Source organism: Amorphus sp. MBR-141 (assembly GCF_053628695.1).
Genome location: NZ_JBRJGW010000005.1, coordinates 244,329 through 257,771 on the forward strand (window position 1 = coordinate 244,329; position 13,443 = coordinate 257,771).

Sequence of the window (13,443 nt, forward strand, 5' to 3'; positions counted from 1 at the left end):
ATCAGGCGAGGCGGCCGCTCGCGTGGGCGAGCATGGTGTAGAGCTTGCCGGTCTCCGAGGTGAGATAGGTCCGGCTCGTCGATCCCGAGCGGTCGGTCTGTGCCACGTCGGAGATCAGCTTCTCGAAGTCGTCGACGTAGCGGTCCACCGCGTCCCGGAAATCCCGGTCCCGCTGGTACTTGCGGCGGATCTCGTCGAAGGTCTGCTGGCCCTCCATGGTGTAGAGCCGGCGGCTGAACACCTTCGATTCGCCGCGGTTGTAGCGCGACCACGCATCCCGGTAGCTGTCCTCGTCGACCGCCCGTGCCATGTCGTTGGTCAGCACGTCGAGGCTTTCGGCGGCGGGCGAGGGTGCCTCGTCCGTCTGCGGGCGGCCACGCGGTCCCCGGTCGTCGTCCTCGTCGACGGAGGCCCGGCGCAGCAGGCTCGCCACCCATCCGTCGGCGTTGCCGGTTCCCTCGTCGGGGTCGGGCAGGCGCATGGCCGGGTGGGGCTCGCGGCGTCCACCGCCGCCGCCGGTGCCGGCGTCACGCTGGGCTGCAGCGCGGAACTCGGGTTCCGGATCGGCCGGGGCCCGCTCCATCACCGCCGCGTCGCCCGGTCCTTCCGGCGCGCGTTCCCGGGCAACCGGCTCGGAGCGCGCTTCGCGGCGCGGGGCCTGCCGGGCGCCCTGGGGCTGCTCGGTGTGCACCGACACGATGTTGGCGAGCTCCTTCAGGGCGTCGATCTGCTCGGTGACGGCCCGGCGCATGGCGGCGGAGTTCTCCGCTGCCTCCTCCGGCAGTTCCAGCACGCCGCGCTTCACTTCGGCGCGGGTGAGCTCCAGGTCGCGCTTCATCTGCTCCGCCGCGGACCGCATGTCCTCGGTGGCCTTGGTGAAGCGGGTGGCCATGTCCTTGAGCGTGCGGGTCATCTCTTCGGACATCACCCCCTGGGCCTCGCGCACGGCTTCCCGGGCCTGGTTGCCCTGGTCGCTGGCGACCGAGGACAGCGACGCAAGCTGGTCGGCCAGCGTCTGCGACGCCTGTTCGACGGTCCGCTCGATGAGGGCCGAGGTCTCCTGGGCGCGGCTTTCGGCGGTCGAGATCGACCGTTCGACGCGGCCCAGGAAGGACTTCATCAGTCCGTCGACTGTCTCGGTCTTGCTGGCCAGCGCCGAGGTGATCTCCTCGATCGTCTGGCGGTGCTCGGCCAGCGTCGTCTCGACCGACTGGTTGGCGACCTCGAAGCGCTCGGTGGCCGACACCAGGCCGTTTGTGTGCTCGTTCACCTGGCCGTACAGGCTCTGCAGGTCGCGCAGCGCGCTGCCGGTCAGGCGGCGCAGTTCCTCGGTCTGGGAGCTGAGCATGCGCCCGGTCTCCGAGGTCGAGTTGCCGGCCTGGGCCACGGTCGTCTCGAAGCGGGCCATCTGGTCACCGAGCGCGTTCTCGATCTCCGCCATCGTCGAGCCGATGGTGGAGAGCGTGGTGTGCAGCGAGCCGTTGCTGTCCTCCAGGTTGGCGACCAGCGTGCCGAGCTCGTTGCGCAGCGACTGCTTGAGGGCCTCGGATTCCCGGGCGAAGCGATCGGCGGTGTCCGACAGGATGTCCTGCAGGGTCGCGCCGTTCGCCGAGATCCGGTCGGCGAGGTCGGTGAGCGGCGTGATGGCGTTGTCGATGCTGCTGCGGACGACGGCCTGCAGGGCATCCTGGGCGCGGTCGCTCTCGTCCTTGAGGACGCTGGCGATCTCGCCGGTGCCGTCGCGGGTGAGCCGGTCGATCTCCTCCAGGTGACCCTTGAAGGTCGCCGTGATCTCGGTCTGGCCGGCGTGCAGGCTGCTGGCGACGTCGCGGGCACGGGTCAGGAGGGTGTCGCTCAGCTTCTCGATGCGACCGTCGAGCGCCTGCTCCATGGTCTCGATGCGGCGGCCGAGCACGGAGTCGATCTCCTCGCCGCGGGTGCCGACCGTCTCGACGAGCGAGGCGGCGCGACCATCGATGAGCTCGCTGAAGCTGCCGATCTGGCCTTCGAAGGCTTCCTGCACCGAGCTGGCGCGGACCGTGAGCATGGTCTCGAGCCGGTCCAGCTTCTCCTCGAGCGCCGACTGCAGTCCGTCGCCGCGGCTCGCCAGCAGGTAGGAGAGACGCTCGGCGTAGCTCTCCAGCCGGGTGTCGACGGTGTTGCTGGTATCGCCGAGCAGCGTCTCCAGCCGGCCGAGGTTGGTCTCCAGTGAGCTGTGGAGGGAGTCGCCGCCGTTGCTGAGCAGCGTGGAGAACCGCTGGGCATGGCCGTCGAGCTGGGTGTTGATCTGGTTGCCCGACCGGGAGAACAGCTGGTCCAGTCGGTTGATCTGCTGCTCGAGCGTGCCCTGCATGCCTTCACCCCGGTCGGCGATGACCGCCGACAGGTGCTCGGCGTGGCCGGCAAGCCGCGCATCGATCCCCTCGCCGGAGCGGGCGAGCGCCGTCTCCAGGCGTCCGATGTTCTCCTCCAGCGAGGTGTGGATGCCTTCGCCGTTGGTCGACAGCACGTGGGAGAGCCGGTTGGTGTGGCGGGTCAGGCGGCTGTCGATGGTCTCGCCGGACTGGGAAAGCAGAGCCTCCAGGCGCGCGATGCTTTCCTCCAGCGAGGTGTGGATGCCTTCGCCGTTGGTCGACAGCACGTGGCCGATGTGGTCGGCGTGGCCCGACAGACGGCTGTCGAAGGTCTCGCCGGTCTGGGAGAGCAGGGCCTCCAGACGTCCGATGTTCTCCTCCAGCGAGGTATGGATGCCTTCGCCGTTGGTCGACAGCACGTGGCTGATGCGATCGGCGTAGCCCGACAGGCGGCTGTCGATGGTGTCGCCGGACTGGGAGAGCAGGGCCTCCAGGCGCCCGATGTTCTCCTCCAGCGAGGTGTGGATGCCCTCGCCGTTGGTCGACAGCACGTGGCTGATGCGATCGGCGTAGCCCGACAGACGGCTGTCGATGGTATCGCCGGACTGGGAGAGCAGGCTCTCCAGGCGGCCGATGTTGCCCTCGAGCGAGGCGTGAATGCCTTCGCCGCTGCTGGACAGCACCTCCGCCAGGCGGTCGGTGTGATCGCCGAGCTGCGCGCCCAGGTGCTCGCCGGACTGGGTGAACAGGCTGTCGAGGCGCCCGATCACGGTCTCGATCGAGGCCTGCACGCCTTCGCCGCGGTTCGACAGCACATAGGAGAGGTGCTGGGTGTGGGTGTCGAACTGGGTGCCCAGGGTCTCGCCGGACTGGGCGAACAGCTGGTCGACCCGGCCGATCTGCTCCTCGAGCGTGGCGTGGATCATCTCGCCACGGCCTGACAGCAGTTCGTCGATGCGGGTGACGTTGCCGGTGAAGGTCTGCTCGATGCCGTCCTGATGGACCGCGAAGACCTCTTCCAGGCGGGTGGCACCTTCTTCGCTGGCGATGCGGATCTGGTTGCCCCGATCGGACAGGAGGTCGCCGATGCGGCTGACATTGTCGTCCACGGAGGTGCGGATCTGCTCGCTGTAGGAACCCAGCAGCGAGTCCATCCGGCCGACGCTGTCGTCGACGGCGTAGCGGACGGTGTCGCCATGGGAGGACAGGATCCCGTCGAGGCGGCCGACGCTCTCGTCGACACGGGCGCGGATTTCCTCGCCCTGGACCCCGATGCGGTCCGCCACCGACCCGACGCTCTCGGTGAGTTCCTCGGTGATGCGGGTGCCGCGCTGGACGATCGCCCGCGAGATCTCGGCACCGGCGGTGGCCAGCGTCTCGCCGAGTTCGGTCGTGCGGTGTCCGAGCGAGGCGGAGGTTGTCTCGACGACCTCCTCGATGCGCGCGTTGAGGGCGTTGGTCTGGGTCTCCAGCGCCTCGGCGAGCGCCGCGGTGGAGCGCGAGAAGGTTTCGGCGATGCCGTTCGACGAGCGGTCGAGGTGTTCTTCCAGCGAACGGCCTTCGACGGTGATCGTCTCGTGGATGCGGACGGCGGTCTGCGAGAGCTTCTCCGCCAGCTCCAGGCCGGAGACGGTGATCGCCTCGTCGAAGCGCGACGCGGTCGTCTCCAGGTGGCCCGAAAGGGCATCCACCTGCTGGGTGAAGTCGGAGACGAAGGTGCTGCCGCTCTCCTGCAGCGCGGCGACGGCACGCTCGGCCTCGCCGGACAGCTGGGTGGTGACGCTGTCGCCGAAGCCGGTGAGCGAGCTGATCGCCCGTTCGGCTTCGCCGGACAGCTGGGTGGTGATGCTGTCGCCGAAGCCGGTCAGCGAGCTGACAGCCCGTTCGGCTTCGCCGGAGAGCTGCGAGGTGATGCTCTCGCCGAGGCCGGTGAGCGAGGCGACGGCGCGCTCCGCCTCTCCGGTCAGCTGCGCCGAAATGCTGTCGCTGAAGCCGGTGAGGGAGGTGACGATCTCCTCGCTGCGGCTGCCGAGACGGCTGTCGAGGGCGATGGTCGCCCCGTCGAGGGCCTCCTGCAGTTCGCGGGTGCGGATGTCGAAGGTCTGGTTGAAGGTCTCCTGGCGGCCGGCCAGGATCGCATCGGCCTTCTCAACATGGCCGAGCACGGCTTCCGAGAGTTCGGTGGAGCGTTCGTGGATGACCTCGCCGACACGCCCGCTGAGATCGGACAGCGTCGTCTCGATTTCGCTCATGCGGCCGTCGACGCTCTCGCCGAGCGCGGCGTTCGCCGCGCTGATGGTGCCGAGCAGGCGGTCGCCGGTCTGCGACAGCGAGTAGTGCAGTTCGCTGACCTTGCCGTCGATCGACGACACCAGGCGGGTCGCGGTCTCGGTGAGGTTGCCGTCGATGGTGAGGGCGCGATCCTCGAAGCCCTTGACGATGCGCTCGGTGACTTCGCCGAGGTTGCTCTCCAGGCCCGACAGGCGCTCGTCGAGATCGACGGTGAAGCGGCCGGCGGTTCCGAGGATGGCAGTGTCGATCGCCGACAGCCGCTCCTCGATGGACTGGCTGAGCCGCTCGCCGGCCACCGCGACAGTGGTGTCGACGGCGGCGAGCCGGTCGTCGATCGTCCCGGTGAACTGGGCGCCGGCGCCGTCGAGGGAGGCGGTGATGCGCTCGTGGGCAGCATCGAGCGCCAGCAGCAGCGCCTCGGACCGGTCCTCGACGCCCGAGGTAACCCGCTCGGAGGCGGCCGCGATGGTGCCGTCCAGCGTCTCCAGCCGGCCGTCGACCAGCGTGGTGAAGCGGCCGCTGGCCGTGTCGATGGCGTTGGTGACGCGGTCTTCGGTGGTGAACAGCAGCTCGTGCAGGCCGTTGTAGCGTTCGTCGAAGGCCGAGGAGAGGCGCTCGCTGGCCTGGGCCACGGAGCCGTCGAAGGTCTCCAGGCGCTCGTCGACGGTCGTCGTGAAGCGGCCGCTGGCGTTCTCGATGGCGCTGGTGACGCGGTCCTCGGTGGTGAACAGCATCTCGTGCAGGCCGTTGTAGCGCTCGTCGAAGGCCGCGGCGAGGCGCTCATTGGCCTGGGTGACGGAGCCGTCGAACGCGCCCAGGCGCTCGTCGAACATCGCCTGGAAGCGGCCGCTGACGCCGTCGACCGCCGCGGTGACGCGGTGCTCGGCGGAGGTGAGGGCCTCATGCAGGCTGCTCGACCGCTGGTCGAACGACGACGCCAGGCGCTCGCTGGCTTCGGCGAAGGTGGCGTCGAAGGCGCCGAGACGGTCTTCGACAGAGGTGGAGAGACGGCCGGCGGCCGCGTCGATCGACGAGGTCACCTGGTCCTCGGTGGTGAGGAGCGCCTCGTGCATGGCGCCGGAGCGCTGCTCGAAGGTCGTGTTGAAGCGCTCGCTGGCCTCGTCGAACAGCGCGTTGAAGGTGCCGAGGCGCTCGTGGACGGCCAGCGTGAAGCGGTTCGAGGCCTCGTCGATGGCGCCGGTCACCTGCTCGTGGGTGCCCGACAGCGTCGCATGGAGGCGGTCGGTGCGTTCCTCGACCGAGGCGCTCAGGCGCTCGCTGGCGCCGGTGACGGCGCCGTCGAGCAACGCCAGGCGCTCGTCGATCGTGCCGGTGAAACGGCCGGTCGCGGTGTCGAGTTCGGCGGTGATCTTTTCATGGGTTTCGGTCAGCGAGGTGCTGAGCGCCTCGAAGCGGCCGCCGACGGACTCGAGGATCAGGTCGCCGGAAGACGACAGCGACGAGGTCAGGGTTTCACGGGCGGTGTCGACTTCGCTGCGCAGCGAGGAGACGACGGTCTGCAGCGTACCGGTCAGGCTCGACTGGCTGCTGTCCATCTGTTCCTTGAGGAGGGTGGCGTTGTTGGCCACCTCCTGGCGCTCGTTGACGAGTTCGTTGATGAGGCTGCGGATCGCCACCTCATGTTCGCCATAGGAACGCTCCAGCGCGGAGACTTCGCGCTTCACCATCACCTCGAGCTCGCTCGCCCGGGCCAGCGCCCGTTCGATGCCGTCGCCCATTGCGGCGACTTCGCGGCGGATGGTCTGGCCGACGCTGACCATGCCCTCGGCGGCGTGCACCTCCGGCTCGGACAGGCGCAGCGCGATGTCCGTCATCGAGGCGGCGGCGCGGCGGTACTCCTGGCCGCGGCGGACCATGTAGGCGAACGCGAAGAACCCGAGCACCGGCACCAGGGCCAGCGCGAGCAGCGCGAGGAACTCGCCGGTGGCGGTGAAGGCGGTGAACGATGCTGCGTCGTCGAACGCGCCCGGGAACTGCCGGGTGACGATCAGCGCGCCGGCGCCGAGCCAGGCGAGGCTCAGCAGGGCGGCGATCCACAGCGGCCAGTTCGACGGCCGCTGGGCGGCGGCGAGGGCGCGGCGGGCGTCGACGCGATCGTCGTTGGCTGCCGAGCTCGGGCGCGCCAGCTTCGGCCGGGCGCGGCGGTCCTTGCCGGGGAGGGGCGCGGCATCGCCGTCGAGGCCGTCGTTGGCCACGGTCGGGGCGGCGCTCTCCGCCTCGCTTTCGTCGGAATAGAGCGCGGCGTCGTCCGCCTGCGCATCCGACGTCTGCGCGGTGGCGGCGGACGTGGTGTCCTCGTCATCGCGCAGCGATGTGGTGCCGAGATCGAACAGGGCCTCTTCGACCGCCGACAGGGCAGCTTCCGCGGGGTCGTTCGCCTTCGAAGATTGCGTGGCCATGGTGTGCGTCGCCTCGCGTCCGTACGCTTTACTCATCGGGACCGGCCGCTGCTCTCTCAACACAGAGAACTGCCGGCGGGAAAAACCGTTTACGCATTGCTTCCGCTTCCCTTTCGCCGCCGCTCCCGAGACGATGTCTCGTCTGCGGAAGGGAAACTGCGCGCATCGTCAGCCGATACGGCCAGAAACGGAAATTGTTAACGAATTGGTAATGACATATCCGCCGCCCCGGAACAAGGAAATGCCTTGGATGGACAAGGCCCTATGGTTAACGACTGCCGCAGTTCGGGCGGATATTTGGCGAAACCGTGGCGGCCGCGGCCGCGGGCACTTTGGAAAGGCTCCGACTTGACGCGGCGCAGCAACCCGATATGTCGATCGGACGCAGGCTCACTCAGTGCATCGAAGGAATCCCATGGCGAAGATCATCTACATCACGGCGGACGCGGAAACCCACGAGGTGAACGCCGAGCCGGGCTCGACCGTCATGGAGAACGCCGTGCGCAACATGGTGCCGGGGATCGAGGCGGAATGCGGCGGCGCGTGCGCCTGCGCGACCTGCCACGTCTACGTGGACGAGGGGTGGCGCGAGCGGGTCGGGGATCCGAGCCCGATGGAAGAGGACATGCTGGATTTCGCCTACGACGTGCAGCCGAACTCGCGCCTGTCCTGCCAGATCAAGGTCACCCCGGAACTCGACGGCCTCGTCGTGCGGGTGCCCGAACGCCAGGCGTGACGGTGCGCACCAAGGTGCTGCGCACAGGCGATATGTCGTTCTAAATCAACGGCCTGACGGCATCCGTTGGCATAGCTGGCGCGGGTCGCCATGCTGCGCACTGCTGCGCACGGACCGACATGCAGAAAGCGCACCCACATCTGCGCTTTTTGCCCCTTAAGGCGCGCGCTTCTGCGCACTGGAGTGCGCGTTCTCGCGCCTCCGCCTACATGTTCGGATAGTTCGGGCCGCCACCGCCCTCCGGCACCGTCCAGACGATGTTCTGGTTCGGATCCTTGATGTCGCAGGTCTTGCAGTGGACGCAGTTCTGCGCGTTGATCACGAACCGCGGGTCGGTGTCCTGGTCCACCCATTCGTAGACGCCGGCCGGGCAGTAGCGCTGGGACGGGCCGGCGTAGACCTCCCATTCGGACTCCTTCTGCAGCGCCATGTCCTTCACCTTGAGGTGCACCTGCTGGTCCTCCTCGTGGTTGGTGTTGGACAGGAACACCGACGACAGCCGGTCGAAGGACAGCTTGTTGTCGGGCTTGGGGTAGACGATCGGCTTGCAGTCGGCGGCGGGCTTCGTCGAGGCGGCATCGGTCTTGCCGTGCGACAGGGTGCCGAACGGCGAGAAGCCGAACAGCGACTGCACCCACATGTCGAGGCCGCCGAGGCCGATGCCGAGCATCGTGCCGAAGCGCGACCACAGCGGCTTGACGTTGCGGACCCGCCAGAGGTCGCGGCCGATCTCGGAGCCCCGCCAGGCCTCCTCGTAGCCGACGATCTCGTCGTTGGACCGGCCCTCGGCCAGCGCCGCGTGGACGTGCTCGGCGGCGAGCATGCCCGACAGCATGGCGTTGTGGGAGCCCTTGATGCGCGGCACGTTGACGAAGCCGGCCGAGCAGCCGATCAGCGCGCCGCCGGGGAAGGTGAGCTTCGGCACCGACTGGTAGCCGCCCTCGGTGATGGCGCGGGCGCCGTAGGCGAGGCGCTTGCCGCCTTCCAGCATCTCCGCGATCGCCGGATGGGTCTTGAAGCGCTGGAACTCCTCGAACGGGTTCAGATAGGGGTTCTGGTAGTTCAGGTGGACGACGTAGCCGACGGCCACCTGGTTGTCCTCGAAGTGGTAGAGGAACGAGCCGCCGCCGGTCTTGCCGTCGAGCGGCCAGCCGAACGAGTGCTGGACCAGCCCCGGCTGGTGCTTCTCCGGCGGGACCTGCCAGATCTCCTTGAGGCCGATGCCGTACTTCGGCGGCTCGCGCCCCTCGGCCAGGCCATACTTGGCGATCGCCATCTTCGACAGCGACCCGCGCACGCCCTCGGCGAACAGCACGTACTTGCCGCGCAGCTCCATGCCCGGGGTGTAGCTGTCCTTGTGCTCGCCCTCGCGGCCGATGCCCATGTCGCCGGTCGCCACGCCGACCACCGCGCCGGCGTCGTCGTAGAGGATCTCGGCGGCGGCGAAGCCCGGATAGATCTCCACGCCCAGCCCTTCCGCCTTTTCCGCCAGCCAGCGGCAGACGTTGCCGAGCGAGACCACGTAGTTGCCGTGGTTGGACATCAGCCGGGGCATCAGGAAGTTCGGCAGCCGGAGGCCGCCGCTCTGGCCGAGGAACAGGAAGCGGTCGTCGGTGACGGCCGTCTTGATCGGCGTGTCCTCGTCGCGCCAGCCGGGCAGCAGCTTGTCGAGACCGATCGGATCGATGACCGCGCCGGACAGGATGTGCGCGCCCACCTCGGAGCCTTTTTCGAGCACGACCACGGACAGCTCCGTGCCGGCCTCGTCCGCCAGCTGCTTCAGACGGATGGCCGCCGACAGCCCGGCCGGTCCCGCACCGACGACGACCACGTCGTAATCCATGCTCTCGCGTTCGACCGCTTCGTTGGTGTCGACCATGCCTGTCCTCTGTTCTTGGGGCCGCGACGGGATGCGGCGAATCCGGAATTGCTCCAGAATACTTGCATCACCCGGGCGTCACGTGAACACTGTCTTCTCAACGCACGATCGGACATCATGGATCCGATGGCCGACGGCGCCGCCCGGCCGACAGTCGCTCCGGGGCGACAGCCATAGGGCAGGGGTGTCGCCCGTGCAATTGCAGGGTGCAACAGACGCCGCGTCCGAAGCGGCGGGGAGCTTGGGGTGGTGATCGAGGGGGTGGGCGACAGCCGGCGGGCGGCAGCGGAAGCGCTGCTGGGCTGGTACGAGGCGATCGGTGTCGACGCCGTCGTCCTTCCCGACGCCGTCGACCGCTTCGCCGAACCGGTCAGCCCGCCGCCGCAGGCCGTGGCGCTCGCGCCGGACCCGGTTCCGGCGGGACGCTACCCGGAAGCCCCGTCCTCCGCGCCCCGGCCGCGACCTTCAGCGCCGGCTGCGGCGGGCGACGAGGTGATGCTGGCCCGCTCGGAGGCCGCCCGCGCCGAAAGTCTCGACCAGCTGCAGGAGATCCTCGCCGGCTTCGAGGGCTGCCATCTCAAGGCAACGGCCCGCCAGCTGGTGTTCTCCGACGGCAATCCCGCCGGCCGGCTTATGCTGGTCGGCGAGGCGCCGGGGCGGGAGGAGGATGCGCAGGGCACGCCGTTCGTCGGCCGCTCCGGCCAGCTTCTCGACCGGATGCTGGCGGCCATCGGGCTCGACCGCTCGTCGGTCTACATCGCCAACGTGGTGCCCTGGAGGCCGCCGGGTAACCGGACGCCCAGCCCGCTCGAGACCGAGATCTGCAAGCCGTTCATTGCCCGGCAGATCGAGCTGGCGGACCCGGACGTGCTGGTCTTCCTGGGGGGAGCCGCATCGAAGGCGATCACCGGATCCAGCGAAGGCATCCTGCGGGCGCGCGGCAAGTGGGCGAGCCACCAGACCGGCCGGCGCGAAATCCCTTGCATGGCGACCCTGCATCCCGCCTACCTGTTGCGACAGCCGGCCCAGAAGCGGCTGGCCTGGCGCGACTTCCTGGCCGTCAAGCGGCGCCTCGACGGGAGGGACTGACATGGCGCGCCTTTCCGCCGGTGTCGCATGTCCGCTACATATCGTCTCTACGACGTTTGGCCGACTCGCGGGGTGCTTGCGGCGGCGGTAGATCGAAGTCGACGCGGCGGCCGCACATAGCCGCCGGACATCGGGTGGCGTGCCGGCGGCCGGGGTTGCCGCGGCGCGGCGTGTTCCAGGAGGGACTGAGATGATGGATATCGATCCCGTAATTCTCGCCAGAATACAGTTCGCATTCACGGTGTCGTTCCACATCATCTTCCCGTCCTTCACCATCGGCCTTGCCGCATGGATCGCGACGCTCGAGGGTATGTGGCTCAGGACGAAAAACGAGCGCTATCACACGCTTGCGCGCTTCTGGACCAAGATCTTCGCCGTCTCCTTCGGCATGGGCGTCGTCTCCGGCATCGTGCTGAGCTACCAGTTCGGCACCAACTGGAGCGAGTATTCCCGCATCGTCGGCAACGTCGTGGCGCCGCTCATCGGCTACGAGGTGCTGACCGCCTTCTTCCTGGAGGCGACCTTCCTCGGCATCATGCTGTTCGGCTGGAACCGGGTGCCGGCGTGGCTGCACTTCACCGCCTCGGTGCTGGTGGCGCTCGGCACCACGATGTCGGCCTTCTGGATCCTGTCGGCCAACTCCTGGATGCAGTACCCGGTCGGCCACGCCATGCAGAACGGCATCGCCGTTCCGGTCGACTGGCTGCAGATCATCTTCTCGCCGACCTTCCCGACGCGCCTCCTGCACATGGTCATCGCGGCCTACATCACCACCGCCTTCGTGGTGTTCGCGATGGGCGCGCGCTACTGGCTGCAGGGCCGCTTCATCGAGCACGCCGAGACCATGCTGCGCATGTCGCTGGGCCTGCTGATCGTGCTGGTGCCGCTGCAGATGATCGTCGGCGACCAGGCCGGAACGACGGTGGCCAAGTACCAGCCGGTGAAGCTCGCCGCCATCGAGGGGCACTGGAACGGCGACGAGTCGCCGGTGCCGTTCGTGCTGTTCGCCTGGCCCAACCAGGAGCAGGAACGCAACGACTTCGCGATCCAGATCCCGCACGTGGCGAGCCTGCTGATCACCCACACCTGGGACGGCAAGTTCCCCGGCCTCACCGACGTTCCGCGCGAGGATCGTCCGCCGGTCTGGCCGGTGTTCTTCTCGTTCCGCATCATGGTCGGCCTCGGCCTGATCATGCTGGCCACGGTGCTGACCGGCGCGGTGCTCTGGTACCGCGACCGGCTGTTCTCCACCGGCCTCTATCTGCGGGTCGTCTCGTTCATGTGGCCGATCGGCTTCGTGACCATCCTGTTCGGCTGGTTCACCACCGAGATCGGCCGGCAGCCCTGGGTGGCGACCGGCATATTGCGCACCGTCGACGCGGCGTCGCCGGTGCCCAGCGGGTCGATCATCGTCTCGCTGGCCATGTTCGTGGTGGTGTACGGCATCGTCTTCTCCGCCGGCATCTACTACATCAACCGGCTCCTGCGACGCGGCCCGGACCACTCCGGCACCGGTGGCGACGACAGCTCGAGCCGACGTCCGATGTCCTTTGCCCAGGACTCCGGCCGCGAAGCCATCCAGGCAGGGGAGTAAGACGCCATGGAAGCCTATCTTCCCGTCATCTGGGGCGGCCTGATCGCCACGGCGGTCACGCTCTACGTCATCCTCGACGGCTTCGACCTCGGGGTCGGCATCCTGTTCCCGTTCGGCCGCACCGAGGCCGAACGGGACCACATGATGAACTCCGTCGCCCCGTTCTGGGACGGCAACGAGACCTGGCTGATCCTGGGTGGCGGCGGGCTGTGGGTGGCGTTCCCCACGGCCTTCTCGATCATCATGCCGGCCATGTACTTCCCGATCATCTTCATGCTGCTGGCGCTGGTGTTCCGGGGCGTCGCCTTCGAGTTCCGGTTCGTCTCCAAGCCGCACCACCACATGTGGGACGTGGCGTTCTCCGGCGGCTCCTACGTGGCGGCGTTCTGCCAGGGCCTGGTGCTGGGCGGCGTGCTCGACGGCATCACGGTGACCGATGCCCGCTTCACCGGCGGCACCTTCGACTTCCTGTCGCCGTTCGCCATCGCCTGCGGCTTCGGCCTGATCTGCGGCTATGCCCTGCTGGGCTCGACCTGGCTGATGATGCGGCTCGAAGGCAGCGTCGGCACCAAGGCCCGCACCTGGGCGTTCCCGGCGCTGATCCTCATGCTGGTGTTCATCGTGGCGGTGTCGGTGTGGACGCCGCTGATCGATCCGCACATCTCCGAGCGCTGGTTCTCGACCCCGAACATCTACGTGCTGTGGCTGGTGCCGATCGCCACCGCGCTGCTGGCGCTGCTGGCGATGCGCAACATCGATGCGGGCAGGGGCTTCCCGGCCTTCGCCGCGTCGGTCGGGCTGTTCCTGCTGTGCTTCCTTGGCCTCGGGATCTCCACCTTCCCCTATCTGGTGCCGCCGACGCTGACGGTCTGGGATACGGCGGCCGTGCCGGCGAGCCAGCTGTTCACGCTGGCGGGCGTGCTGGTGATGCTGCCGATCATCCTGTTCTACACGGCGTTCGTGTACTGGACGTTCCGCGGCAAGCTGATGGAAGGCGAGGGCTACCACTGACCGGGTGCTGACGGCGTTCCGGCGCGGCCGCCGGAGCGCCCGATCGACGTCCTCGGCCGGACCGAGTT

The 13,443-nt window shown here is 68.4% G+C and carries 6 protein-coding genes; 4 read left to right on the forward strand and 2 right to left on the reverse strand.

The window, feature by feature from the left end:
* Window position 1: 1 nt before the first annotated feature.
* Complete coding sequence (locus tag ACSSVZ_RS09250) at window positions 2–7,066, reverse strand: apolipoprotein A-IV repeat region-like domain-containing protein (protein ID WP_453969524.1); 7,065 nt, start codon at window positions 7,064–7,066, stop codon at window positions 2–4.
* Between the two features lie 415 nt (window positions 7,067–7,481).
* Here ACSSVZ_RS09250 and ACSSVZ_RS09255 point away from each other — a divergent pair, with 415 nt between their 5' ends.
* Window positions 7,482–7,802, forward strand: a complete 321-nt coding sequence (locus ACSSVZ_RS09255; RefSeq protein WP_453969525.1) for a 2Fe-2S iron-sulfur cluster-binding protein — start codon at window positions 7,482–7,484, stop codon at window positions 7,800–7,802.
* Between the two features lie 205 nt (window positions 7,803–8,007).
* Here ACSSVZ_RS09255 and ACSSVZ_RS09260 read toward each other — a convergent pair whose 3' ends face one another.
* Window positions 8,008–9,681 (reverse strand): electron transfer flavoprotein-ubiquinone oxidoreductase, encoded by a 1,674-nt coding sequence (locus ACSSVZ_RS09260; RefSeq protein WP_453969526.1) that lies wholly within the window; start codon window positions 9,679–9,681, stop codon window positions 8,008–8,010.
* 252 nt (window positions 9,682–9,933) lie between these two features.
* Between ACSSVZ_RS09260 and ACSSVZ_RS09265 the strand changes: the two genes are divergently transcribed.
* The 3 genes from ACSSVZ_RS09265 (at window position 9,934) to cydB (ending at window position 13,375) form a co-directional block, all read left to right on the forward strand.
* A complete protein-coding gene (locus tag ACSSVZ_RS09265; protein ID WP_453969604.1) occupies window positions 9,934–10,770 on the forward strand; it encodes a uracil-DNA glycosylase family protein in 837 nt (278 codons plus the stop codon).
* Window positions 10,771–10,963: 193 nt separating this feature from the next.
* Entirely contained in the window at window positions 10,964–12,364 is a 1,401-nt protein-coding gene (locus tag ACSSVZ_RS09270) for a cytochrome ubiquinol oxidase subunit I (protein WP_453969605.1), read from the forward strand.
* Between the two features lie 6 nt (window positions 12,365–12,370).
* Window positions 12,371–13,375, forward strand: coding sequence for a cytochrome d ubiquinol oxidase subunit II (gene cydB / locus ACSSVZ_RS09275; RefSeq protein ID WP_453969527.1), 1,005 nt, complete (start codon window positions 12,371–12,373; stop codon window positions 13,373–13,375).
* Window positions 13,376–13,443 lie beyond the last annotated feature (68 nt).